At 62.6% G+C, this 24,206-nt stretch carries 20 protein-coding genes; 11 read left to right on the forward strand and 9 right to left on the reverse strand.

Annotated elements, in window-relative coordinates; all coding sequences use genetic code 11:
• Positions 1 to 19: 19 nt before the first annotated feature.
• Positions 20 to 658, forward strand: a complete 639-nt coding sequence (locus GBB14_RS03165; RefSeq protein WP_151530340.1) for a hypothetical protein — start codon at positions 20 to 22, stop codon at positions 656 to 658.
• A gap of 19 nt (positions 659 to 677) precedes the next feature.
• On the opposite strand, the gene rarD is transcribed toward GBB14_RS03165, so the two are convergent.
• Positions 678 to 1,556, reverse strand: a complete 879-nt coding sequence (gene rarD / locus GBB14_RS03170) for an EamA family transporter RarD (RefSeq protein WP_151530339.1) — start codon at positions 1,554 to 1,556, stop codon at positions 678 to 680.
• A gap of 137 nt (positions 1,557 to 1,693) precedes the next feature.
• On the opposite strand from rarD, the gene dnaE reads away from it, so the two are divergent.
• Both dnaE and ilvA read left to right on the forward strand, forming a co-directional pair.
• Positions 1,694 to 5,239: a DNA polymerase III subunit alpha gene (gene dnaE, locus GBB14_RS03175; RefSeq protein WP_151530338.1), complete on the forward strand. Its 3,546-nt coding sequence runs from the start codon at positions 1,694 to 1,696 to the stop codon at positions 5,237 to 5,239.
• A gap of 139 nt (positions 5,240 to 5,378) precedes the next feature.
• The gene (gene ilvA, locus GBB14_RS03180; RefSeq protein WP_151530337.1) at positions 5,379 to 6,704 is read left to right on the forward strand and encodes a threonine ammonia-lyase IlvA; all 1,326 of its coding nucleotides are present in this window, start codon (positions 5,379 to 5,381) and stop codon (positions 6,702 to 6,704) included.
• A 106-nt stretch (positions 6,705 to 6,810) separates the two neighbouring features.
• Here the strand turns inward: ilvA and treZ are convergent, their stop codons facing one another.
• Entirely contained in the window at positions 6,811 to 8,583 is a 1,773-nt protein-coding gene (gene treZ, locus GBB14_RS03185; RefSeq protein ID WP_151530336.1) for a malto-oligosyltrehalose trehalohydrolase, read from the reverse strand.
• A 97-nt stretch (positions 8,584 to 8,680) separates the two neighbouring features.
• On the opposite strand from treZ, the gene GBB14_RS03190 reads away from it, so the two are divergent.
• From GBB14_RS03190 to GBB14_RS03200, 3 genes are read left to right on the forward strand one after another with little or no spacing between them, the layout of a single operon-like run.
• Positions 8,681 to 9,349 carry a YigZ family protein gene (locus GBB14_RS03190; RefSeq protein WP_370451598.1) on the forward strand — a complete coding sequence of 223 codons (669 nt, stop codon included), beginning with the start codon at positions 8,681 to 8,683 and terminating at the stop codon, positions 9,347 to 9,349.
• A 59-nt stretch (positions 9,350 to 9,408) separates the two neighbouring features.
• The gene (locus GBB14_RS03195) at positions 9,409 to 9,639 is read left to right on the forward strand and encodes a hypothetical protein (RefSeq protein WP_151530334.1); all 231 of its coding nucleotides are present in this window, start codon (positions 9,409 to 9,411) and stop codon (positions 9,637 to 9,639) included.
• A 2-nt stretch (positions 9,640 to 9,641) separates the two neighbouring features.
• On the forward strand, positions 9,642 to 10,031 hold the full coding sequence (locus GBB14_RS03200) for an RNA-binding S4 domain-containing protein (RefSeq protein WP_151530333.1): 390 nt from the start codon (positions 9,642 to 9,644) through the stop codon (positions 10,029 to 10,031).
• 85 nt (positions 10,032 to 10,116) lie between these two features.
• On the opposite strand, the gene GBB14_RS10575 is transcribed toward GBB14_RS03200, so the two are convergent.
• The 7 genes from GBB14_RS10575 to GBB14_RS03230 all read right to left on the reverse strand — a co-directional run bounded on the left by GBB14_RS10575 (position 10,117) and on the right by GBB14_RS03230 (position 19,523).
• Entirely contained in the window at positions 10,117 to 10,275 is a 159-nt protein-coding gene (locus GBB14_RS10575) for a hypothetical protein (RefSeq protein ID WP_192796151.1), read from the reverse strand.
• A gap of 81 nt (positions 10,276 to 10,356) precedes the next feature.
• Positions 10,357 to 11,385 carry a GTP pyrophosphokinase family protein gene (locus tag GBB14_RS03205; protein WP_151530332.1) on the reverse strand — a complete coding sequence of 343 codons (1,029 nt, stop codon included), beginning with the start codon at positions 11,383 to 11,385 and terminating at the stop codon, positions 10,357 to 10,359.
• 6 nt (positions 11,386 to 11,391) lie between these two features.
• Positions 11,392 to 13,815 carry a malto-oligosyltrehalose synthase gene (gene treY / locus GBB14_RS03210; RefSeq protein ID WP_151530331.1) on the reverse strand — a complete coding sequence of 808 codons (2,424 nt, stop codon included), beginning with the start codon at positions 13,813 to 13,815 and terminating at the stop codon, positions 11,392 to 11,394.
• A 264-nt stretch (positions 13,816 to 14,079) separates the two neighbouring features.
• Positions 14,080 to 14,742, reverse strand: coding sequence for a hypothetical protein (locus GBB14_RS03215; protein WP_151530330.1), 663 nt, complete (start codon positions 14,740 to 14,742; stop codon positions 14,080 to 14,082).
• 68 nt (positions 14,743 to 14,810) lie between these two features.
• Complete coding sequence (locus GBB14_RS03220; RefSeq protein ID WP_151530329.1) at positions 14,811 to 16,013, reverse strand: BRCT domain-containing protein; 1,203 nt, start codon at positions 16,011 to 16,013, stop codon at positions 14,811 to 14,813.
• Positions 16,014 to 16,193: 180 nt separating this feature from the next.
• On the reverse strand, positions 16,194 to 18,833 hold the full coding sequence (glgX, locus tag GBB14_RS03225; protein ID WP_151588406.1) for a glycogen debranching protein GlgX: 2,640 nt from the start codon (positions 18,831 to 18,833) through the stop codon (positions 16,194 to 16,196).
• A gap of 9 nt (positions 18,834 to 18,842) precedes the next feature.
• Complete coding sequence (locus tag GBB14_RS03230) at positions 18,843 to 19,523, reverse strand: TetR/AcrR family transcriptional regulator (RefSeq protein ID WP_151530327.1); 681 nt, start codon at positions 19,521 to 19,523, stop codon at positions 18,843 to 18,845.
• A 101-nt stretch (positions 19,524 to 19,624) separates the two neighbouring features.
• Here GBB14_RS03230 and GBB14_RS03235 point away from each other — a divergent pair, with 101 nt between their 5' ends.
• The 5 genes from GBB14_RS03235 (at position 19,625) to hisB (ending at position 24,201) form a co-directional block, all read left to right on the forward strand.
• Complete coding sequence (locus GBB14_RS03235; protein ID WP_151530326.1) at positions 19,625 to 20,305, forward strand: hypothetical protein; 681 nt, start codon at positions 19,625 to 19,627, stop codon at positions 20,303 to 20,305.
• A 6-nt stretch (positions 20,306 to 20,311) separates the two neighbouring features.
• Entirely contained in the window at positions 20,312 to 20,878 is a 567-nt protein-coding gene (locus GBB14_RS03240; RefSeq protein WP_151530325.1) for a hypothetical protein, read from the forward strand.
• Positions 20,879 to 21,020: 142 nt separating this feature from the next.
• The gene (hisD, locus tag GBB14_RS03245) at positions 21,021 to 22,337 is read left to right on the forward strand and encodes a histidinol dehydrogenase (protein ID WP_151530324.1); all 1,317 of its coding nucleotides are present in this window, start codon (positions 21,021 to 21,023) and stop codon (positions 22,335 to 22,337) included.
• Between the two features lie 22 nt (positions 22,338 to 22,359).
• Positions 22,360 to 23,463 carry a histidinol-phosphate transaminase gene (locus GBB14_RS03250; protein WP_151530323.1) on the forward strand — a complete coding sequence of 368 codons (1,104 nt, stop codon included), beginning with the start codon at positions 22,360 to 22,362 and terminating at the stop codon, positions 23,461 to 23,463.
• 84 nt (positions 23,464 to 23,547) lie between these two features.
• Positions 23,548 to 24,201, forward strand: a complete 654-nt coding sequence (gene hisB / locus GBB14_RS03255) for an imidazoleglycerol-phosphate dehydratase HisB (protein WP_225976683.1) — start codon at positions 23,548 to 23,550, stop codon at positions 24,199 to 24,201.
• Positions 24,202 to 24,206 lie beyond the last annotated feature (5 nt).

Raw genomic sequence — 24,206 nt, forward strand, 5'->3', positions numbered from 1 at the left:
ACACCACGATGGGTACGCAATGTCTGATGTGAACCACTCCTCGATGCTGCGCTATGTCCTCATTGCTGTGGGCGTGGCGTTACTGACCATTGCCGTGGTCTTCACGGCCGGCCGGGTCTACACCGGCGAGCGTCCCCCGAGCTCGAATGGAGACATGCTGGGGCGGGAGACAGGCGAATCTATCGATCACTATGCCGAGCGCGCCGCGGCGACGGTATCGGGGCTCGACAGTACAGAGCCGGCCTTCGCTTTGGTGACCTTCGACGCGCCCGTGTCGGTGACGCGGGCGGCGCGTATCGCCGATGAGTTGGATGTGCCCCGGGTCTCGGCGGTGGTGCTCAACATGTCCTCGCCGGTGGTGGTGCCGGAGCCTTCGGCCGCCGCGGATAGGCGTGAGGTATTTGCTACGGCGCTGCGCCACGATTTGGCCGCCCAGTTTTTGCTTGACGACGCCGAGTCCACGCCGATCGAAGGACTGGTGATTTGGGCTCCCACCCGCACCATTAAGACGCTTAGTTTGAATGAGGACGTCGCCTATCTGGAGGCGCTGCCCAATGACGCCGCGTGGGGGCGTTTCGGAATCATGCCCGTCCACCGCGCCGACTTCGAGACGGCGCAGCAGGCCCCGGCCACCACGCAGCAGATCCCGGCGCTCTAAAGCCTGCCGGGCACTGCCGTTAGGAGTTCTGGCGTCGGTTCTGGGAGCGGCGGTGTACTCCGTGCGCCGCGATATCGACGATGAAGATCGTGACTGAGATCCAGATAATGATGAAACCGACCCAGCGCACCTGATCGAGGTGTTCGTGGGTGACAAAGAGCGCCCAGAACATCTGAATGGTGGGGGTGATGTATTGCAGCATGCCCACCGTGGAGAGCGGGATGCGCTGTGCCGCCATGCCGAAAAGCAGCAGCGGCAGCGCCGTGACCGCGCCGGCAGACGCGAGCAGCCCCATGTGCCCGATCCCAGTGGAGAGGAATGTGCCCTCACCGCTGGTCTCGAGCCAGAGGATATAGAGCAGGGCGAAGGGCAGCAGCACGATAGTTTCGGCCGCGAGCGAGGCGCTCGGGCGTAGCGGCACCCGCTTTTTGAGCAGACCGTAGATCGCGAAACTTAACGCCAGGGTGAGGCCGATGAGTGGTGGGGTGGAGCTAAAGAGCAGCAGTAACGCGACCGCGATGCTGGCGATTACCACCGAGACCGTCTGTAGCGGGCGCAGTTTTTCGCGTAAAAACACCAATCCGAGCACCACGGCCACGAGGGGATTGATGAAGTATCCCAGCGCGGCTTCGGCGACATGGTCGGTGGTCACCGCAATAACGTAGACGAGCCAGTTGATCGCGATCACCACCGCGGCGGCGGCCACAGTCATCCAGGTGCGGCTGCTGGCACGCCAGAGCTCTTTCCACGCCCCTGTGATATTGATAACGATTGCCATCACTACGGCGGTCCACACGATGCGGTGCGCCAGGATTTCGAAGGGGCTCGCGGGGTCGAGCAGAGGAAAATAGGCGGGAAAAAGTCCCCACAGCAAATAAGCAAGAACGCCGTAGACCATGATAGATACCTTAGGCCCTCAGCTGCAGGCGGGATTCATTGCTGTGGGGCAGCGTCGATAAGCGCGCAGTGGGGAAAAAGAGTCGCGCCACGAGGGGCTTCGAGGCGGCAGCAGAAAGCAGTTAGAATCGTGACACTATGGGCTCATCCTTCGTTCATCTTCATAATCACACAGAGTTTTCCATGCTGGACGGCATGGCCAAGATCGACCTGCTCGCTGAGGAAGTCAAGCGTCAGGGCATGCCTGCCGTGGGTATGACCGATCACGGCAACATGTACGGCTCTGATGCGTTTTATCGCAAGATGACCGATATGGGCATCAAGCCAATCATCGGCGTGGAGGCCTATTTGGCCCCGGAGTCGCGCTTTAATAAACAGCGCATCCGGTGGGGCGAGCCGCACCAAAAATCGGATGACGTCTCCGCCTCGGGCGCGTATTTGCACCAAACGATGATCGCGGAAAACGCCACCGGGTTGAAAAATCTCTTCTACCTCTCCTCAATGGCCTCCTATGAGGGCCAATTGGGTAAGTGGCCGCGCATGGACGCCGATCTGATCGCCGAGCGCGCCGAGGGCATTATCGCCACCACCGGCTGCCCCTCCGGAGATGTGCAAACCCGTTTGCGTCTCGGGCAGTTCGATCAAGCCCTCGAGGCGGCCGCCATGTGGCAAGACATTTATGGCAAGGACAACTTCTTCCTCGAGCTCATGGACCACGGGCTCGATATCGAAAAGCGGGTCCGACGGGAACTGCTCGAAATTGGGCAGAAGCTCCAGCTGCCGCCGCTGGTGACCAATGACTGCCACTATGTGCTCGAATCCCAGGCCAAGGCCCACGAGGCGATGCTGTGCGTGCAGACCGGCAAAACCCTGCACGATGAAGATCGCTTCAAATTCGGCGGCACCGGCTACTTCATTAAAAGCGCCGATCAGATGCGCGATACCTGGGACACTCTGGTGCCCAAGGCCTGCGATAATACGCTGTGGATCGCGGAGCGCGTGGAAGATTACAGCGAAATCTGGGAGCCGCATCCGCACGATCGCATGCCGATCGCCGATGTGCCGGAGGGCGAAACTCCGACGTCGTGGCTGCAGCACGAGGTGCTTGAGGGCCTGCGTAACCGCTTCCCCGATGGAGAGGTGCCGCAGGACTATATCGACCGCGCCCAATACGAGGTCGAAGTGATCGACATGAAGGGCTATCCCTCCTACTTCCTCATCGTGGCGGAACTGATCAAGCACGCCCGCTCTGTCGGTATCCGTGTGGGGCCGGGCCGTGGTTCGGCCGCGGGCTCCTTGGTGGCCTATGCGCTGACAATCACCAATATTGACCCGATCGAGCACGATCTGCTGTTCGAGCGCTTCCTCAACCCGGAGCGTCCCTCCGCACCCGATATCGATATCGACTTCGACGATCGCCGCCGCGGCGAAATGGTGCGCTATGCCGCCGATCGCTGGGGCGAGGACAAAGTGGCGCAGGTGATTACCTTCGGCACGGTGAAAACCAAGCAGGCGCTGAAGGACTCGGCGCGCGTGCAGTTTGGCCAGCCCGGCTATCAGATCGCAGACCGCATCACGAAGGCCCTACCGCCGGCGATCATGGCGAAGGACATTCCCTTGGCCGGTATCACCGACCCCGAGCACGAGCGCTATGAGGAAGCTGGGGAGGTGCGCTCACTCATTGAGTCCGATCCGGATGTGAAGCAGATCTATGAGACCGCCCGCGGCCTCGAGGGCGTGGTGCGACAAGCGGGTGTGCACGCCTGCGCGGTGATCATGGCCTCGGTGCCGTTGATGGACCACATTCCGATGTGGAAGCGTTCCGACGGCGCCATCATCACCGGCTGGGATTATCCTGCCTGCGAAGCTATTGGTTTGCTGAAAATGGACTTTCTGGGGCTGCGCAACCTCACCGTCATCGGTGACGCCCTGGAAAACATCAAGGAAAACCGCGGCGAAGAGCTGGATTTGGAAAACCTCAGCACCGAGGACGAGCCAACCTATGAGCTGCTCTCCCGCGGCGATACTCTCGGCGTGTTCCAGCTGGACTCCTCCGGTATGCGAGAGCTACTCAAGCGCATGAAACCAACAAACTTCGATGATATCGTCGCGGCGCTCGCGCTCTATCGCCCAGGACCCATGGGTGTGGGCGCGCACTTGGCCTATGCGGATCGTAAGAATGGGCGCAAACCCATCGAGCCGATCCACCCCGAGCTGGACGAGCCGCTGAAGGAAATTCTCGCAGACACCTATGGTCTGATCGTCTACCAAGAGCAGATCATGCGTATCTCGCAGAAAGTGGCCAATTACTCGGCGGGCCAAGCGGATAGTTTCCGTAAAGCCATGGGTAAGAAGAAGCCCGAGGTGCTGGCGAAGGAGTTCATCACCTTCGAGAAGGGGATGAAAGAAAACGGCTATTCCTCGGAGGCCATCAAGGCGCTGTGGGATACCATCGAGCCCTTCGCCTCCTATGCGTTCAATAAGTCGCACGCCGCGGGCTATGGCCTCGTCTCGTTTTGGACGGGCTATCTCAAGGCGAACTACACCTCTGAGTACATGGCAGCGCTGCTCACCTCGGTCTCGGATAACAAGGACAAGTCGGCCGTGTACCTGGCCGATTGCCGCCACCTTGGTATTCACGTGTTCCCGCCGGATGTGAACGATTCCAAGCTGACTTTCCAATCGGTGGACAAGGACATTCGCTTCGGCCTGGGCGCGGTGCGCAATGTGGGCGAGGAAGTGGTGGATTCCATCATCGCCGCGCGTGAAGAAAAGGGAAGTTTCACCTCTTTTTCCGACTATTTGGACAAAATCGACACCGTGGCGTGCACCAAGCGCGTGACCGAGTCACTGATCAAGGCGGGCGCCTTCGACTCCTTGGGGCATCCCCGTAAAGGCCTGATGCTGATTCACGAAGAAGCAGTCGATGGTGTCTCCTCTACCAAGAAGGCGGTGGCCAAGGGCCAGTTCGATCTCTTCGCCAGCCTGGGCGATGGCGCCGAGGACACCACGATCTTCGAGATCGATGTGCCGGACCAGAATTGGGATAAAAAGCAGCAGCTCGCCCTCGAAAGGGAAATGCTCGGCCTGTATGTCTCCGGCCACCCGCTGGACGGTTTCGAGGACGCGCTGGCGCTGCAAACCGATACGGCATTCACCGATATCTTGGAGCGCAATGTGCGCCACGGACAGGAGGTGACCATCGGCGGCATTATCTCCAAGGTGGACCGTCGCTTCTCGAAGCGCGATGGCTCGCCCTGGGTGATTATCACGATCGAGGATCACATTGGCGCCCAGCTCGAGGTGCTGGTGTTTAACAAGGTCTACGCCCTGGTGAGTGGCATGATCGCCGAGGACAGCATCGTGTTGGTGAGGGCGCACATTTCCGAAAAGGATGAGCGCCAATCGATCTTCTGCGATGACATGAAACAGCCCGATCTTGCGGGAAGTGGCAATGGTATTCCGCTGCGGCTGCGCATGCGCGCCGATCAGTGCACGATTGCGAATATTTCCCGTTTGAAGGGTGTGCTGCAGGCCAATAAGGGCGAATCTGATGTGTATCTCACGCTCGAGTGTGGCGAGGAAACCACGATGATGGTGCTCGGCGATCACTTGCGCGTGAACCGTACCCCCAGCTTGATGGGCGATCTCAAGGCAGAGATGGGGCCCGGCATTCTGGCCTAGCGCCCCTATGTCGCTTATCGACGCCACCCTCCGGCCACCATCGCGCGCGCCTCTGCGATGGCCCTGAAGGGTGGCGTTTTCTGCGCTCTAGGGGAGGGGAGCACAAAGGCGATAGCGCGAGGCGCTAGAATCTTGCTGCATGACGGATCACCACAGCGCGACTGACGCGCCCACGCCACCTGACACCGCGACGCACGATCTTGCATCCCTGGAGATTCACGCGTCCGATATTCAAATGGCGCAGGCGCGAATTTCCACCGTGTTGGGTCCCTCCCCGCTGCAGTACAGCCCCCGCATGTCCGAGCTCACCGGCGCGGAGGTGTATCTGAAGCGCGAAGATCTCCAGGACGTGCGCTCCTATAAGATCCGCGGCGCTTATAACAACATCTCGCAGCTCGATGACGCGCATCGTGCCGCCGGGATCGTGGCCGCCTCCGCCGGCAATCACGCCCAAGGCGTGGCCTATGCGTGCCGCACCCTCGGCATCACCGGTCGCATCTATGTGCCGGAGCAAACCCCGAAGCAGAAGCTCAAGCGCATCCGCGTGCACGGCGGCGACTTCGTCGAGGTCATCCAGATTGGCGATACCTATGACGCCGCCTCGGCGGCGGCGAAGGCCGATGCCCAGGAGACCGGCGCCACCATCGTGGAGCCCTTCGATGCCCGCGACACCATCATCGGCCAGGGCACCGTGGCCGCCGAGATTCTCGCCCAGCTCACCGCCATGGGCAAATCGGCAGACACCGTCGTGGTGCCTGTGGGCGGCGGCGGACTGCTGGCCGGGGTGGTCAGCTATCTGGCCGATATGGCGCCCACCACCGCCATCGTTGGTGTGGAACCGGAGACGGGCGCCTCGATGCAGGCCGCCCTCGAGAATAAGGGCCCCATCACGCTGCCCACTGTCGATCCGTTTATCGACGGCGCGGCCGTCAAGCGCGTCGGCGATCTCAACTATCGCATCATTGATCGCAACCGCTCGCGCGTGCACATGATCTCCGCCAATGAGGGCGCGGTGTGCACCCAGATGCTGGGGCTGTACCAAAACGAGGGAATCATCGCCGAGCCCGCCGGTGCTTTGTCTGTGACGGGGCTTTTCGACGTCGCCCTCAAGCCCAGCGAGATCGTGGTGTGCATCATCTCTGGCGGTAATAACGATGTGTTGCGCTATAGCGAGATCGTGGAGCGCTCGTTGGTGCACCGCGGCCTCAAGCACTACTTTTTGGTTGATTTTCCCCAAGAGCCCGGCCAGTTGCGCAGCTTTGTCACCGATATTCTCGGCCCGGATGATGACATTACCCGATTCGAGTACCTCAAGCGCAATAACCGAGAAACCGGCACCGCCCTGGTGGGCTTGCAGCTCTCCCGCGCCCGCGATCTCGCCCCTCTCCTCGAGCGCATGGATGCCTCCCGCATGAAGTGCACCATGCTCACCCCAGAGTCGCCGGAATACCAGTTCCTGGTGTAGTTCTGAGGACGCTGCCGGCCTAGCCCATAACAACGCCACCTGCTCCCAGTTCGTGCCCTCGGCACGGAGGAGAGGTGGCGTTGATGCGTAGTGCTACCGGCTCGTCCTAGCTTTTATCCGCCTTGATCAGCGCGAACTCCCAAGGGCCGAGCGTAGTGTGGGTTTCGCCCACCTCGGGGGAGGTGAAGGAGTAGACGAGGGTGCCGCCGAAGGGGACGCGGGCCTCACGTCCGGAGTAGTTGCCCACAAATACGTACTCGCCGCGGTCCATGGCCACCCACTGCTCATCGCAGCTGACCTCCATGTGCTCGAGCCACGGATCGGCCAGGCCGCAGCTGCGGCGGAGCTGCAGCAGTGTGCGATAGGCCTCCATGATGCGGTGTTGGGTGGCATCGAAGTCCCAGTTCAGCTTGGAGCGCAGGAAGGTGTCCTCCTCAGCTGGGTTGGGCACGTCTGCTGGATCCCAGCCGGCGCTGGCGAATTCGCGCAAACGACCCTCCGCGGTCAGGCGCAGCAGCTCCTCATCGCCATGCGAGACGAAGAACTGGAAGGGCGTGGTGGCACCGAATTCCTCGCCCTGAAAGAGCATCGGGGTATAGGGGGAGAGGTAGATTGTGGCCGCCTTGAGCACCTGCTGGGCAGGGGTGAGGTTCTGGCTGGGGCGATCGCCCTGGCAGCGGTTGCCCACCTGGTCGTGGGTGGTGGTGTAGGTGACAAAGCGGCTGGCGGGAATCACATCGGTGTGGAGGCGGCGGCCGTGGCGCTTCCGGCGGAACGTGGAATGCCAGCGGGTGTGCACGAAGACCTCCTCCAGCGCATTCGCCAAGGTGGCGGTATCGCCAAAGTCTGTGTAGTAGGTGTGCTGCTCGCCGCTGACGAGGGAGTGGAGGGCGTGGTGGATATCGTCAATCCACTGCGCATCGAGGCCATAGCCGCCCGCTTCTTTCGCGGTGACCAAGCGGGGGTCATTTTGATCGGATTCGGCGATCATGAACCGCGAGATTCCAGTCTCTGCCTCGACGCGACGCGCCACTTCGGAGATCTCCTCCAATATCGGTACCGCGCCCGGATCGTCGAGGGCCTGCACCGCGTCTAGGCGCACCCCGTCGATGTGATAGTCCCGCAGCCAGTGTTCGATGGCGTCGAGGACGTAGCGCCGCACCTCATCGGAATCTTCCCCGTTGAGGTTGACTACCTCGCCCCAGCCGGTGGAGCCTCCCGAGGTGTAGGGGCCAAAGGCGCCCACATAGTTACCTTCCGGGCCAAAGTGGTTGTACACGCAGTCCAGCACCACGGCGATGCCGCGGCGGTGGGCGGCGTCGACAAGCGCCTTCAGCCCATCGGGTCCGCCATAGCCGGCGTGGACCGCGTGCAGCGACACGCCATCATAGCCCCAGTTGCGGTTGCCCCCGAAGGGTTGCACGGGCATCAGCTCAATCGCCGTGACACCGAGATCAACAAGGTGATCAAGCTTATTGATCACGCCAGTGAAGGTGCCCTCGGGGCTAAAGGTGCCCACATGCAGCTCGTAGAGCACCTGGCCGGGAAGGCTGCGGCCGGCCCACGCCTGGTCCTCCCAAGGATAATCGTGATCCACGACGGCGCTGAGGCCATGCACCCCATCCGGTTGCGCATGAGAGCGGGGATCGGGCAGGGGCCCGAGCTTATCGACGCCACCCTCGGCCTCCTCATTGCCTATGGTGAGGATGAACCCATAACGATCGCCCGGGCTGGGGCTGATCTCCGAGGTGGTGTAGACGTCTCTGCGATGGGGATCGCGGTGCAGCTCGATAATGCGCTCCCGGGAGGAATCTCCGCCGGGGTGGACAAGCAACGACACAGCGCGTGCATACGGGGCCCATACGCTAAAAGTTTTCATGCTTGTCCACTGTAGCAACCACCCCGGCCAGCACCGCCGCACCGAGCGAGCAGACTGGGGCGGGACAATGCGGTCGAGCGCGCAGACTAATGCAAGAATGTCACCTATGTACCAGCTGCCAGCAGAGAGCATCGAGGCGCCCGCAGAGGCAGAATTTGAAGAAAAGCGCTCCCGTTTTATCGGATTGATCGCCCGCGCCGACAGCGAAGCAGATGCCCGCGCCTTTATCGCGCGCTGCGTCTCCGACTACCCGGATGCGCGCCACCATTGTCACGCCTTTATCCTCCACGTGGACGGCGCTCAGCCGGTGGAGCGCTCCAGCGATGATGGGGAGCCGTCCGGCACTGCCGGAATGCCCATGCTTGATGTGCTGCGCGGCACCGGCCTGCAGAACGTTGTGGCCGTGGTGGTGCGCTACTTCGGTGGAATAAAACTGGGCACCGGCGGGCTGGTGCGCGCCTATGGGCAGGCGGTGCACTGCGCCATGGAGAACGTCCACGTGGTCGAAAGGGCGGAACGGCTGCTGCTGCGACTGGATCTCGATCACGCCACCGCCGGAAAAATAGAGGCAGAGCTGCGCTATCCGCATGGCTTCGAGCTGACGGTGCTCGATCCGGAATACACCGCCCAAGGGGTGGCGTTGAGCCTTGCTCTCGACCCGGCGGACGAGGAGCGCGCCCAGACACTGATCGCCCAGCTCACCGGCGGTACGGTGGAGGCCCAGCGGGACGGCACCATGTGGGTGGACACGCCGCAGCGAAAGTAGCTGCACACGGCCGTGCCCGTGCTGCTTGTGCGGCGAGTGCAGTGGGTACTATTGGGTGCATGAGTATGCAGCGCTACCCCAATAACCCCGTCGAACGGCGCAAACGAGCAGTTCGGCAGTACTCCCGCAACGCGGCTATCTGGGGCATCGGTGGTACCGGTGCGGCCATTGTCTCCGGGCTTATTATCGGCTCAACGCTGGCGATGCTGGTGTTTATCTGCGCGGTCGCGGGGGCGTCATATAACGCCTGGCGCGTGAACAAAATCATCAACCACCGGGACCTGAATTAGCTGTGACCTCCCCCAGTAGCGAGCCCGTGCGTATCGACGCATGGATCTGGGCTGTCCGCATCGTCAAAACTCGCACCCGTGCCGGGGCGACGTGCAAAGCAGGGCATGTCAAGATCAATGGCACCACGGCCAAACCATCCCAACTCGTCGCGCCGGGAGACCGCGTCAGCGTGTGGGTGGAGCACCGCAACCTTGAGCTTGAGGTCACGCAGACTCTCAAGAAACGCGTCAGCGCCACCATTGCTCGCACCTGCTATGTGGATCATTCCCCGCCTCCTCCGCCGCGAGAAATACTCGTCTCGCAACCACGGCGCGACCGTGGCGCCGGCCGTCCCACGAAGAAAGAACGCCGCCAACTCGATCGCCTGCGTGGCCGCAGCGAGGAGCTATAGCTCTGCGATACACACGAGCGCCGCACCGGAAGAAAAACAGTGATGTCCTTCTTCCAGTGCGGCGCGTGCGATAGCTGGTGGAAAGCTAGAACTCAATGCTTCCTACAACAGCGTCCAGATCGTCCATGCCCCATTCAGCGGGCGGAATATCGATCCCGTACTCGCGGAAGAAATCGGCTGCCCGCAGCGCCCACACGTGCACCATGTCAGCGGCAACAGGGAACTGCTCTGCAAAACTATCCATCTCGATCGTCTCCTTGCACTAGTCGGATGGGGTATCTACCAGCCGCCAGTCTAGCCCACCGACCCTACGGTGGAGAAGCCTCTAGGTGTCCTCGCGGCGCAGCCGCTTTAAGCGGCGGGCGAGGCGATGGGGCCGCTGAGCAGCGCGGTTACCGGTGGAATCAGTGCGGGCAATATGCTCTTCGCCGAAGCGATCGAGCAGCAGATCGTCCACGATACGCACCTGGCTGGGTTGGAAACGGTAGTCCAAGCGTCGCCGCAGCCGCGCAATCGCGGGTGCGTTCACCAGCTCCTTCAACTCGGCGACGGTGGTGACACCATTGCGCTTGAGGAGCTCTTCCAGCCACGGATAGTGCTCGGATTTAGAACGCGGGAACTGCGAGCCCAACAAAATGGCCAGCACGCCGGGCAAGGTGATCGCAGTCAAGGCAACATCATCGCCCGGCTCTGGGGAGGGATTCTGGATGCTCGCTATCTGATCAAATTGCTGATCGGCCAACTCAATCAGCCCAGCGGCGAGAGTAAAAGCGCGATCCACCCGCGGATCCACAGTGACCCCAGAGGCTTTATAGCGGATATCGTGCTCGAACTCGGCCCACGCATGCTGCAGCACGGTACGCAATTGCACCTCGAAGGTCAGCCCGGCGAAATCTTCCAGATCGTCGTGATCGGAAGGAACCCGCACCACCAGGTGGTGACTGCCATAGCCGAAACTACCGCTCACCCGTGTCTGCGCAGTTTTATCGATTGAGCGCAGCACATGAAAATGCCCGCCCAGCATGTCGATCACGATGGGAATCTCGGTGGAATAAAACGTGGTGACCCGCACCCCGAGAATGTCATGAATATCGTCCCAGGGATGCGGATACACCCACTCGCCCTCGGCATCCCGCTTATAGGCTTTCGCCTCTAAGGAGGGCCATTGTTTCACCCGCGCCACCACCCGGTCATAGGTGATACCGCCATCGGTGAGCAGATCCTCAATCACATCTTGAAAGCGTTCCGCCGCATCGGGATGCGCAGCGCACCACTGCGTATAGGTGTCGCTGAGGGCGGATATGTGCTCGGGGGTGTGTACGATGTCACCCTCGGAAACAGGTTCAGTGCTCACTCCGGTTTAGATACCTTCCAGCAACGCGATCGGCAAGGTGGCGAAAAGATCCGCGACGGCGATGGTGCCCTGCCACTGGCGCCCCGTGAAGCGGTCCTGCCAGGTGCCGTCGGGCAGAGTGATGGTGGTGTCGCGCCAGCCGCCGTCATCGTCCAAGAGCAGCGGGGTGCGGGTGGCCACCGCAATCACATCCACATTGCGTTCCCCATCGCCGCGGGCCATGCCCACGAGGTGATTCTCCGCCACACCTTGGGCGAATACCGACTGGTAGTCGGCGTTGATGAAGTAATCAGGGTGCTCCCGGCGCAGAGTCAAGGACTCGTGCACCACGGCGAGCTTCACCAGGTCGGGGGTGGCGTCGATAAGCGTCGTGCCCTCCTCGGTGCGCAGGCCCTGCTCGATCAGCATCTGCAGGCACTGTTCGCGCTTGGTGTAGTCGACGAAGCGGCGATTATCCGGGTCCACGAGGGAATCATCGAAGAACTCGTTGCCCTGGTAGATATCCGGGATGCCGGGGCCGATGAGCTGCAGAAGTTTACGGCCCACCGAGAGCACCCGTGCCGAGGGCGCCAGCCGCTGCACATAGGCGGTGATCAGCGGGGTGGCGGGGCCCTGGATGAGCGCATCGATCCAATTGTGAATGGAATCTTCGAACTGGGCATCCGGATCAGTCCAGGTGGTGTGCACACTGGCCTCGCGCATCGCCTTTTCCGCATAGGCGTGGAAACGCTCCACGAGAGAATCGGATACCTCGCCGTCTTCCGGCCAGATACCCAGCAGGTTCTGCAGCAAAAAGAGCCCAGTCTGGGAATCCGGGGCAGGAGTGAGCGCCAAGACCTCGCGCACCAGTTCCGCGAACTCGGTGGGGGTCTCAGAAATAGATAGGATGCGGGCGCGCACGTCCTCGCCACGCTTGGTGTCATGCGTGGTCAGGGTGGTCATGGCCTTCGGCCACAGCACGCTGCGCTCCTGCTGCAAAAGATGGAACTCCGCGGCGGAGACACCGAAACGACCCGGAGCACCGCCCACCTCCTGCAGCGCCACCAAACGGCAGGCGCGGTAGAAGGTGGTGTCCTCCACGCCCTTAGCCATCACCGCGCCGCACACCTGGGCGAAGCGGATCTTGGCCTCGCCATCTGCCAATAGGCCAGCAGAGATGAGGTCGAGGGCGTTACGGCGAGAGGGGAAGCGCCGGCCCATATCCGCCACAATGGTGGCGGTCACGCGCGACAAAGAGAGATAGTCCGCGCGGTAGACCGGCATGGCGGCCACCAAGTCCACAATGGTGTCGAAAAGTTCCTCGTCGGAGACCCGCCCGCCCACAGTGGAGAAGTTATCGCGGCGCAGCGCCCGCGCCAGGCGGCGCACCTCGGCGGAGAGCTCATCGGCAGCCACATCCCGCTTCAGGGCGTGCTCAGTCGCATCGATCGCCGCCTGATTCCAGGTAGAGCCGGACTGCTCGAGAGCCAGCATCGAGAGTGCATCCTCGGCGCGACGATTGAGAAAGACCCCGTCGAGCTCGCGCAGTGCGTCATAGCCGGTGGTGCCATCGGCGGCGAGACGGGCATCGAGTGGTTCGTGTACATCGAGGATCTTTTCCACCACCAGCCAGCGATCCTCACCGATCACATCGCGCAGCCGCTTGAGATAACCAAAAGGATCGGAGAGACCATCGGGGTGGTCCACCCGGATACCGTCGATAAGCCCCTCAGCGCAGAGCTGACGGATCACGCGGTGGGTGTGCTCAAACACCAGCGGATCTTCCTGGCGGATACCGGCGAGGCCATTGACGGAGAAGAAGCGGCGATAGCTGATCACCCCGTCGCGCCAATACATCAACTTATAGTGCTGCTGGCGATACGTCTCGAGGGGATCCTCGCTGAGTGTGCCCTCGTCGATGGGGAAAATATTGTCATAGTAGGCAAGGACGGTCTCGCCCTCCACCTCGCGGAACTCGAGCTTGTCCTCATCGCCCTCCGCGCCGAGCACTGGTAGCCCCAGCTTGCCCCCGGCACCATTATCCTTGTGCCAGTCGATATCGAAATAGGACTCAAACTCCGAGGCCTGGCCGCGCTTGAGTACATCCCACCACCACGCATTATCGCGGGGATTATCGATGCCCACGTGATTGGGCACGATATCGATAACTAAGCCCATGCCGTGCTCATGCACCACATTCGCCAACGCGCGGAAGCCTTCGATACCACCCAGCTCCGGATTCACGGTGGTGGGGTCGATCACATCGTAGCCGTGATTGGACTCCGGTGCCGCCGCCAGAATCGGCGAGCAGTACACGTGGCTGACACCCAGCTCATGCAGATAGGGGACCACCTCGGCTGCTTCGGCAAAACCAAACGCACGGCCCTGGGCATCGGCCTTCGGGCCGCGCAGCTGGAGACGATACGTGGAGGTAATGGGTGTTCGGGGCATGAAAAATCAGTCCTCAGGTTTTAGAAATCGCACAATGCGTGACAGTACAAGCGGCGCGCCTATGCCGCCGCGCGACAGAGGCTGAAAGATTCGCCCCCGCTATAGCGGAACAGGCGCACACGCACATGTGCCTTATGAGTGTAGACCTGCTTGCGCCCGCAGCGGCAGAACTAGCCCTGCGCGGGCGATTCTCTTTCTCCTGCGGGTTCTCCTGCGGGTTCTCGTGCGGGTGGGCATGCCCCAGTCCAGCCGCTCCTCTGCGGGCTAGCTTGCTTCGCTTCCCATGAGCGGAATAGTGCGCCGTCGCCGCGCCGCGGCCGGGGAGGACGCGAGCGTGCTGGGCATATTCTGCGGGCTGAGCTCATGCGGAAAGCCGTCTTGGTAGAGCAGGGCGTGTGGGCTGAGCGGCTGCGGGGGCTCTCCGGGGCGCTGCGGCAGGTGGATGCGCGCAAGCTCAGTGATCCAATCATCGCTGAAGCCTGCGGCCGCGCGCACCGGAACAGCGAAGAGATGATCATCGGAGAGCGCTACAAACACCACATCGCTGCCGAGCAGGTTGCTGCAATGATTATTGAGAATGGTGAAGGTGGTGGGGTGGGCCAGCCATGCACTAGGCGAGTAGCCAGGGGTGCGGATTTGGGTAATTTCCCCGCACCGGCGAGTGAGGAAACGCAGGCCCCGCGGGGTGCGGGCGGCGTTGACGAGGTTCGTGGCCGCCATGCCCCACGCGCGGGAGACGCTGATCTGCAGGGAGTCGATATCGCGCTGGGTCAGCGGGGTGCCGTCATGGCAGAGGGTTGCGGCCAAGGTGGTGCACAGATTCACCAGCGGTGCTGATGCCGCGAAGTGGGCGCTGTCGAGACGGTCCCGGCGCACTAATGCCGTCGGCCGGAGAAGGGGCGTGATCAGATGCGTATGAAGAGTCATACTGATGTGGACTCTCCCGAGGGCGGTTGAGGTTCCGCTCGCCCTGCATCTTCACCCCTTATTGGGGGCTAGAATGGCGGCTCCTCGTCCAAGCCCAGCACCTGCAGCAGCCGTGGCTGATCCCAGAATTCGATGCTCTGGCCTTGATCGCGGTATTTCTCCGCCTTCTTCTGTTTGGAGGTGATCCCATTCCACGGCCCGCACACCAGAATGGTGGTCTTTTTGGTCACGTTCTTGCCCACAGTCGCGCCGCAATCGGCGATGCGCTCCCAGAGCTGTCCCTTGTCAAAGGGGGAGAACTCGCCAGTGAGAGTGACATTCTGGCCAAACAGCGGGTTGTCCTTGGTGGCATTGGGGTTGGCCTCCGGCACCGAGTCGGGGGCTTGCACCTTGGCCCATGCCGGGGCGTTGGCAGAGCCCTTGGCTTTCGCGCCTCCAGTCGTATCGGATGCCTCCTGCCCAGCGGTAGTGCTCGCGGCGGCACGCGCGCTCGTGCCGGAGACACCGGCCAGACGATCGTGCAGCACGGGCTGCACTGTTCCGGAGGAGCTGCAGCGTCCCAGCCGCAGCGAGGAGGCTGCCCACACCGCGCGGAGATCCCCCGGCTCGGTGGCGTCTGCGGTGGCAGCGCCAAGCAGGGTGAGTGTCTCCGCAATGGGCATGCCCAAGCGGACCTGCTGGGCGGGGGCATCCGCCGTGGCGGCCTGGGCGCGGGTGAGCGCAAGCAGGCAGCCGAACTCGCACTCCGGCGCATCCACGCCTTCCCGGCGGGCCGCCTGGGCAATACCCAGCAGGAGTGGCTGCGCGTTATAGGCCACCAGGATGTCCTGGCTCAGGAACTCGCTGCAGCGAGGGGCAATGTCTGTGCCTTCGAGGGTGCGCTCTTCTTCTATCCGCCCATCGCGAACCCGTGCGAGGCTCAGCGTCTCGAGCTGGCCTGGATCACCATGGGTGAATTCGCCGCTGGCGAGCACACAGTCCAAGCCGGGAATGGACATGCCCTCTCCCGTGGCGATGCCGGTGAGCACCCGCACGAGATCTCGGGCGGTCTCGGCGTGGTTGGGTGCGATAGTAATCGTCAGGCAGTCGTGATCGGAACGCACGGTGAGCGTGCCGCAGCTGAGTGCGGTCGGCTCCTCTAGCTGCCACGTGCAGGAGGAATCCAGGCGCAAGGACTGCGCCGGCACCCGAAGGGCGCGGGCAAGCTCGCTGGGCTGAAAGGTGAGCGTGGTGCCCACAAATTCCACATTTCCGCCATGAACCGCAACCACGTGTCCCGCTCCTTATATTCATTCGCGCTAACAAGGCCGTACACGCCCTGTGCGGCCGCGCACTCGGCGCCTAGCCGCACACCCGCGCACATAGCCGACGCCCCGCGCAGAGGAGCGTGTACATGTCTGTCACGATCATACGCGGGCGTGGGTGAAGCCTGGAGGCGGCCTCGTGCCGAGCTAGTCGGCCTTGTTCTCCTCGACGCGTTCGGCGGTCTCGCGGGCTACCTGCTCGACCTTCTCGTGGGCGCGCTTTTCGGCATCCGCCAGCTCTTCGGTCCAGTCGGTGTGCGAGCGGGCCTCGGTGTCGCTGCAGGAACAGGACTGTGCCTGCTGCTCACCTTCTTTGTCGGAATCCTCGTGGGCGTGCTGCTCGGCTTGGGCCATGAGGAGCTCCACCTCGGCCTTCAGGGCGTCCACCTCGGCTTCGTCCATGCCCTCTGCCTCCTCGAGTTTCGCCTTGGCCCGCTCAAGCTTGGCCTTGGCCTTCTCGGGATCGGTTTCGGCGAGCCTGGCCAGTTGCGCCTGGGACTGCTTGATGCGGTGATCGCGGTCGCGCAGGGCACGCTCGAGGCGCTCACCGGAGTAGTTGGTGCGCTCGGAGCCCACGTTCACGGCGTGCAGACGGCGAGCGTACTCGTCATCGTTGGCCTGGTTCTCCTCGGCCTCTGGCGGCTCGATCTGCTTGAGGATGGAGGTGGAGCGGGCGGGAACCACGAAGGTCTGCCCGGCCTCGACCACTTCTTCCTCCAGCGGGTAGCCGGTGGCCTCGGTGGTGTCCACGATCAACCGCCAGCTCTTACCAAACTGCTCATCGGGAACGGTGAACTGGATGTCTTCGTGATAGGCGTTGAAGCACAAAATGAAGGAATCATCATGGACCTTCTCGCCACGCTCATCGGGCTCGGCAATGGCATCGCCATTGAGGTACACCATGAACGACTTGCCGAAGGCGAAGTTCCAGTCCTCTTGGCTCATCACCTTGCCATCCGGCACCAACCAGGCGATATCGCGCTTTGCCAGCTGCGCATCACCGAGCGGGCCGCCGGCGAGGAAGCGACGACGACGGAACACCGGGTGGATGGCGCGAATGTTCAGCAGGCGCTTGGTAAAGGCCACCAGATCGGCATTGGTCTCGGCCTGCTCCCAGTCCATCCACGCGATCTCGTTGTCCTGGCAGTACACATTGTTATTGCCGCCCTGGGTGCGCCCCATCTCATCACCGTGCGCCAGCATCGGCGTGCCCTGGGAGAGCAGCAGGGTAGTGAGGAAGTTGCGGCGCTGTTGCGCTCGCAGCTGCAGCACCTGCGGGTCCTCGGAGGGGCCCTCTTCGCCACAGTTCCACGAGCGGTTATGGGATTCGCCGTCGTTATTGCCCTCGCCATTGGCGTCGTTGTGCTTGTTGTTATAGCTCACCAAGTCATTGAGGGTGAAGCCATCGTGGGCGGTGACAAAGTTAATGGAGGCCGTGGGGCGGCGACCATTATTGGCATAAAGATCGGAGGAGCCGGTCAAACGGGAGGCAAACTCGCCGAGGGTGGCGGGCTCGCCACGCCAGAAATCGCGGACGGTATCGCGGTATTTTCCGTTCCACTCGGTCCACAGCGGCGGGAAGTTACCCACCTGGTAGCCGCCCTCGCCCACATCCCAGGGCTCGGCGATGAGCTTCACCTGGGAGACGATCGGGTCCTGCTGAACCAGATCGAAGAAGGAGGAGAGGCGGTCCACGTCGTGCAGCTCGCGGGCCAAGGTGGAGGCCAGGTCGAAGCGGAAGCCATCGACGTGCATCTCGGTGACCCAGTAGCGCAGCGAATCCATGATCAGCTGCAGCGAGTGCGGGTGGCGCACGTTCAGGGAGTTACCGGTGCCGGTGTAGTCCATGTAGTGGCGGCGATCGCCATCCACCAGCCGGTAGTAGGCGGCGTTGTCGATACCGCGGAAGGAGATGGTCGGGCCCATGTGATTGCCCTCGGCGGTGTGGTTGTACACCACGTCGAGGATCACCTCGAGGCCAGCTTCGTGGAAGCTGCGCACCATTCCCTTGAATTCGGCCACGGCTCCGCCCGGTTCGGAGGCGGCGGCATAGTCTTCGTGCGGGGCGAGGAAGCCGAAGGTGTTATAGCCCCAATAGTTGCGCAGGCCGAGCTCGCGCAGACGATCGTCCTGGAAGAACTGGTGGACCGGTAGCAGCTCGATGGCGGTGACGCCGAGGTGCTTGAGGTAGTCAATGATGGCCGGGTGGGCCAGGCCGGCGTAGGTGCCGCGCAGGTTTTCCGGCACGTCGGGGTGCGTCATCGTCATGCCCTTGACGTGGGCTTCGTAGATGACGGTCTCGTGATAGGGAACCTCCGGTGCGCGATCTGCGCCCCAGTCGAAGAAGGGGTTAATCACGACCGACAGCATGGTGTGGCCCAGGCTGTCTTCGGTGTTGCGGGCGTTCGGATCCTCGGGCTTGAAGATGTCGTAGGAGAACAGCGAGGGATCGCCATCGTATTCCCCAGCAAAGGCCTTGGAGTAGGGATCAACCAGCAGTTTATTCGGGTCGCAACGGTGTCCGTTGTCGGGGTCATAGGGGCCGTGCACGCGATACCCGTAGCGCTGCCCGGGCTGAACGCCAGGGAGGTAGCAGTGCCAGATGTGGGCATCTACTTCCTCCATATTGACGCGGGTTTCGTTCAGATCCGCATCAATGAGGCAGAGTTCCACTTTCTCCGCAATGTCGGAAAAGAGGGCGAAGTTGGTTCCGGCGCCGTCGTAGGTGGAACCCAGAGGGTAGGCGTCGCCGGGCCAAACTTCGAAGGGTAGATCAGAAGTGCTCATAGGGAACGATCATAGACGGTATTGCGAGATAATACCCTTAACCAGCAGCTGGGCGCCCATATCGAAGCGGCCGCGATAGTCCACCTCGTGCAGGTGAGAAGGGCATTTTTCGCGCGGGTGAGCAAGCTCAGTGAGTTGGCGTGTGGACTGCTCCGCCAGCACGGCGCCAATCACGTAGTGCAGAAATACTGCTGCCATGTCCTCACGCTGGGCGGCGGGGATCTCCGGCGGCAGATGCGCCCGGAAAATCTCGCCGGCGCGGGCCGCGAGCTCGGGTTGGGGAAGTGCGGCGCTTACGATCTCGGCACCATCGCGGTGGGCGTTCAGGCATTCCCGCAGCCGATCGGCCGCCTGCTCGAGGCGTTCGCTCCAGTGCTTATCGACGCCCTCTGCGGGCATCTCCGCCCACGCCGGGGCGAGGATCTCCTGGGCGATCTCCGCGATCAGCGCGTGCTTGGAGGGGATATGCCAGTACAAAGCCCCGGGGGCGACCCCGAGGTGTGTGGCCACGCGCCGCATGGTCATATCGGCCAATCCAAAGGTGTCCAGGATGGTCATGGCGGAGTCAATAATCGCCTGTTTCGATAGTTGCACAGTGATTACTGTAGTGAACTCTGCCGAGCGGGTGGCGTCGACAAGCGTGAGGATGGTTTTCAGCGGAGTCTGGGAGTGGTCTGCGCGGATTCTCATATGGTTGTCAGGTGTGTTTGCTACGGTTGATCCAGCACTGACCCGCGGGATGAGATGCCTATGCGGGTAGTAGACCTTTAACTGAGGAGAAGTTGTCTATCGTGTCCATCGCGTCTCTGTCCAAAAAGAGCGTCGTCGCAGCACTATTGGTGCTGCCTTTGACCTTGAGCGCCTGCAGCCGCGACGAGGAGGACTCGGCACCGAGCTCGTCCTCGAGCAGCAGTAGCCAATCCACCACCACAACAACCTCTACCTCCACGGCCACGCCGGAGCGCTCCGAGGAGGAGAAGGCCGAAGAGAACGGCGACAATCAGGCAGAGCAGCCCCGCCCAGAGGATGAGCGCGAGCGGGTGCAGCAGGCCCAGCAGGAGCAGCTGGAGGCGGCCCGGCAAGCGGCCCAACAGGCCGCCGTGGCGGCCCCTGACCAGCAGCCAATCGAAGGCGGACAGCCGGCCAATGAGAAAGACAAGCAGGAAATTGAGCAGCTCGTGCGCGGCTGGGGCGAGCAGACCACCCTGCGCTCCTTTATGGAATATGCCAATAACAACACCTGCCGGCGCGTGATTGAAAGCAATGGCGGCTATGCCGCGGGCGATCCCTCGAAGGTGCCGGATGTGTCGCTGCAGGATCAGCCTAATCTCAACCTCGGGGTGCAAGACGTCAGCGATATCCAGGTCAATGGCGATTCCGCGAGCGCACAGGTCACTCCGACCGGCCCGAATGCCGAAACCAGCACCATGCGCTTTGAACGCGAAGATGGCCGCTGGACCATGTGTAACTAGGTGGGCATGGCAGGATCGACTGGCGCCGCGTCTTCTTTGCGGCGCTATGTGAGCGAGCGCCCCGCTGTGCGCACGGCGCTCGGCAGCTTTGCCTTCGCGGTGGGGGTCAATGCCGCGTGGGCTCTTCCGTGGGGTCTGCTGCGCCCCGGCCAGCGGGTCACCGTGGCCGCTGATGGCCGGGTATACAGCGATGCCGCGGCCATTGCGCAGCAGTTTCCGCAGTATGCGCTGTGGGTTATCGCGAGTTCCGCGGTGGCGATGGTGCTGGGCATGGGCGCTTATCGACGCTGCCCAGCCGCTCCAAGTCTCTGGACGATGGCAGCCGTGGTGGGCAGCGCCGCCATCGGCGCCCTGATGGCTTTTGATCTTGGCAATTGGCTGTCCATGATCGCCCATCCGGTGCCCGACCTGCACGATATCGAGGTGGGGGATAGCGCCATGATCGCTGTGACTCTCACCGGACGGGTGGGCGTGTTGGCCGCGGCCGGGGTGGCGGCGCTGTCCTATTGGGTGAGCGTCGGCGTCAGCGAGCAGCCGCCCGCAGCGGAGCAGTCCGCACCGGCCCGGCACTGAGCGCGGCGTTTCCTGCGGTAGAGGTATCGGGGGGCTACACCTGTACGGGGCGTAGAATGCCGATAGTTAAGGGTGGGCTCTTACAATAGCCCCACACGCCCGCCGAGCAGCCGATGAATTTAACGAAAGATGTGTGTGAGCGATGCTGCAGATTACTGACCTTCGTGGAACAACCCCCTCGACCCGCGAACTGCGGGAGGCGCTGCCGCGCGGTACCACCGATGTGGGCGCTGTTATCGAGACCGTCGCTCCCATGGTGGCGGATGTTCAGGAGCGCGGCGCCGCCGCAGCCTTAGATTATGGCGAGAAGTTTGATGGCATCCGCCCCGAGTCGGTGCGGGTGCCACAGGCGGTGCTGCGCAAGGCTGCGGCATCGCTTGAGCCGCAGGTGCGTGCCGCCCTCGACGAGGCTATTTCTCGCATTCGTCAGGTGCACGCCGCCCAGGTTCCGCAGAGCAGCACCACGACTTTGGCCGACGGGGCCACGGTGACCGAGAAGTTCATTCCCGTCGAGCGGGTCGGGCTGTATGTGCCCGGCGGCAATGCCGTCTACCCCTCCTCGGTGTTGATGAACGTCATCCCCGCCCAGGAGGCCGGGGTGACCAGCCTAGTAGTGGCTTCGCCACCGCAACAGCAGTTCGGCGGCTGGCCACACCCCACCATCTTGGCTGCCTGCGAGCTGCTCGGTGTGGACGAGGTCTGGGCCGTTGGCGGTGGCCAAGCGGTGGCCCTGCTGGCCTATGGCGATGACAGCGCCGGTCTGGAGCCGGTCGATATGATCACCGGACCGGGCAACATCTTTGTCACCGCCGCTAAGCGCTTGGTGCGCGGCGTGGTGGGCATCGACTCGGAGGCCGGCCCCACCGAGATCGCCATCGTCGCCGATGACAGCGCCGATGCCGTGGAGGTGGCCTATGACTTGATCAGCCAGGCCGAACACGATGTCATGGCGGCGTCTGTATTGATTACTGATTCCGCAGAGTTCGCCGCCGCCGTCGATCGTGAGGTGGAGCAGCGTTATTCCGTTACGCTGAACTCTGAGCGCGTGGCCCAGGCCCTTCGTGGCGCCCAGTCCGGCATCGTGCTGGTCGATTCCATGGACGAGGCGCTGCGCGCCGCCGACGCCTATGCGGCCGAGCACCTCGAGGTGCACACCCGCCAGTCTCGGGCGGATGCGGAGAAGATCCGCAACGCGGGGGCGATCTTTGTGGGCACCTATTCGCCGGTGCCCTTGGGTGACTATGCGGCCGGGTCCAATCACGTGCTGCCCACCTCGGGGACGGCGCGGCACAGCTCGGGGCTGTCTACCCACACCTTCCTGAAGGCCGTGAACCTCATCGAGTACAACGACGCGGCCTTGCGCGAGATCGGCCCCGCCGTGATCGCCCTCGCCGATGCCGAGGCCCTGCCCGCCCACGGTGAGGCCATCAAGGCCCGCACCGACGCAGCCACCGACTAAGAAGAAAGAGGCGTGAGACTTCATGGCAGCTTCCCACCCTTCGCTGAATGACCTGCCCTTACGCGATAGCCTGCGCGGGCAATCGCCTTATGGTGCGCCGCAGCTCGAGGTGCCGGTCGCACTCAACACCAATGAGAACCCCTATCCGCCCTCCGAGGCGATCGTCGCTGAGCTGCAGGAACGCCTCGCCGCCGATGCCGCGCGCCTCAACCGCTACCCGGAGCGAGACAGCGTGGAGCTGCGTACCGCGTTGGCCGAGTATTTCTCCCGCCAGACGGGGGTCGAGGTCACCGTAGACAATGTCTGGGCAGCCAATGGCTCTAATGAGGTGCTGCAGCAATTGCTGCTGGCCTTCGGTGGCCCCGGCCGGTCCGCCCTGGGCTTCCAGCCGAGCTACTCCATGCACCCGATTCTTTCCGAATCGACCATGACGGAGTTTCTCAACTGTCCCCGCGATGAGAATTTCGATATCGATATCGATAGGGCGCTCGCCGCGATCGCCGAGCACGCACCCAGCGTGGTGTTTGTGACCACCCCTAATAACCCCACGGGCGGGCTGACCTCGCTGGAGGATATTGCCACCATCATCGAGGCCACCGAGGGCGTGGTGATCGTGGACGAGGCCTATGCGGAGTTCTCCGATCAATCCTCGGCTGCCACGCTGCTCGATACCTATCCGGACAAGCTCGTGATCTCGCGGACGATGTCGAAGGCTTTTGACTTCGCTGGCGCCCGCGTGGGCTATTTTGTGGCCGCGCCCGCCTTTGTTGAGGCCGTGATGCTTACTCGTTTGCCCTATCATCTCTCCGTACTCACCCAGTCCGCCGCGGTGGTGGCGCTGAAGCACTCTGAGGACACCTTGGCCACGGTCGCCACCCTTGCCGCGGAGCGCGATCGGGTGGCCGCAGAGCTGAAGGAGATCGGCTACGAGGTGGTTGATAGCTCCTCGAACTTCATTTTCTTCGGACGCTTCGCCGATGCCCACCAGGTGTGGCAGCAGTTCTTGGATCGGGGAGTACTGATCCGGGACGTGGGCGTGGACGGTTTCTTGCGCGTGACCGTGGGCCTGCCGGAGGAAAATGATGCCTTCCTCGCCGCCGCACGCGAGATTCAGCAGAATATATAAGCAGAGTTCTCAGAACACGACACGCACACCATGCCGGTCCCAGCCACAGTGCTCGGGGCCGGCGTAAAGACCAAGGAGCACATCATGCCCGATCTCAGCCACAGCAGGGATCAGCGCATCAGCGCAGAAACCGCCGATAAGGAGCGCCGCGCTCGCATCGAGCGGGCCACCCAGGAATCCACCATCTCGGTGGAGTTGAACCTCGATGGCACCGGTAAGGCCGATATTTCCACCGAGCTGCCCTTCTTCGACCACATGCTGCACGCCTTTGCCAGCCACGGCAGCTTCGACCTCGAGGTGCGCGCCAAGGGCGATATTGAGGTCGATGCCCACCACACCGTGGAGGACACCGGCATCGTGCTCGGCACGGCCTTCGCGGAGGCGCTGGGAGATAAATCCGGTATCCGCCGCTTCGGCTCCTGCCAGCTGCCCATGGACGAGTCCCTGGTGGAGGGCATCGTGGATGTGTCCGGCCGCCCCTATTGCGTGATGAAGGGGGAGCCGGACCAGATGCTCACGGCGGTGATCGGTGGGCACTATCCCACCGTGATCAACCATCACTTCTTTGAAACCCTGGCGCTTAATGCGCGGATCGCTTTGCACGTGCGCTGCCACTATGGCCGCGACCCCCACCACATCACCGAGGCCGAGTACAAGGCGGTGGCTCGCGCCCTGCGCCAGGCGGTGGAAAAGGATCCGCGCGTGAGTGGTGTGCCCTCGACTAAGGGAAGCCTGTAGATGCA

This window comes from Corynebacterium sp. 51B, assembly GCF_008930785.1.
In the GTDB taxonomy this organism is placed as follows: domain Bacteria; phylum Actinomycetota; class Actinomycetes; order Mycobacteriales; family Mycobacteriaceae; genus Corynebacterium; species Corynebacterium megadyptis.

What these genes read in the sequence shown, in the direction of transcription:
- GBB14_RS03165 (WP_151530340.1), top strand. Translation starts at nt 20, where the DNA reads ATGTCTGATGTGAACCACTCCTCGATGCTGCGCTATGTCCTCATTGCT.
- hisB (WP_225976683.1), top strand. Translation starts at nt 23,548, where the DNA reads ATGCCCGATCTCAGCCACAGCAGGGATCAGCGCATCAGCGCAGAAACC.
- GBB14_RS03250 (WP_151530323.1), top strand. Translation starts at nt 22,360, where the DNA reads ATGGCAGCTTCCCACCCTTCGCTGAATGACCTGCCCTTACGCGATAGC.
- GBB14_RS03230 (WP_151530327.1), bottom strand. Translation starts at nt 19,523, where the DNA reads ATGAGAATCCGCGCAGACCACTCCCAGACTCCGCTGAAAACCATCCTC.
- treZ (WP_151530336.1), bottom strand. Translation starts at nt 8,583, where the DNA reads ATGAAAACTTTTAGCGTATGGGCCCCGTATGCACGCGCTGTGTCGTTG.
- ilvA (WP_151530337.1), top strand. Translation starts at nt 5,379, where the DNA reads ATGACGGATCACCACAGCGCGACTGACGCGCCCACGCCACCTGACACC.
- GBB14_RS03240 (WP_151530325.1), top strand. Translation starts at nt 20,312, where the DNA reads ATGGCAGGATCGACTGGCGCCGCGTCTTCTTTGCGGCGCTATGTGAGC.
- hisD (WP_151530324.1), top strand. Translation starts at nt 21,021, where the DNA reads ATGCTGCAGATTACTGACCTTCGTGGAACAACCCCCTCGACCCGCGAA.
- glgX (WP_151588406.1), bottom strand. Translation starts at nt 18,833, where the DNA reads ATGAGCACTTCTGATCTACCCTTCGAAGTTTGGCCCGGCGACGCCTAC.
- GBB14_RS10575 (WP_192796151.1), bottom strand. Translation starts at nt 10,275, where the DNA reads ATGGATAGTTTTGCAGAGCAGTTCCCTGTTGCCGCTGACATGGTGCAC.
- treY (WP_151530331.1), bottom strand. Translation starts at nt 13,815, where the DNA reads ATGCCCCGAACACCCATTACCTCCACGTATCGTCTCCAGCTGCGCGGC.
- GBB14_RS03190 (WP_370451598.1), top strand. Translation starts at nt 8,681, where the DNA reads ATGTCACCTATGTACCAGCTGCCAGCAGAGAGCATCGAGGCGCCCGCA.
- rarD (WP_151530339.1), bottom strand. Translation starts at nt 1,556, where the DNA reads ATGGTCTACGGCGTTCTTGCTTATTTGCTGTGGGGACTTTTTCCCGCC.
- GBB14_RS03215 (WP_151530330.1), bottom strand. Translation starts at nt 14,742, where the DNA reads ATGACTCTTCATACGCATCTGATCACGCCCCTTCTCCGGCCGACGGCA.
- GBB14_RS03195 (WP_151530334.1), top strand. Translation starts at nt 9,409, where the DNA reads ATGAGTATGCAGCGCTACCCCAATAACCCCGTCGAACGGCGCAAACGA.
- dnaE (WP_151530338.1), top strand. Translation starts at nt 1,694, where the DNA reads ATGGGCTCATCCTTCGTTCATCTTCATAATCACACAGAGTTTTCCATG.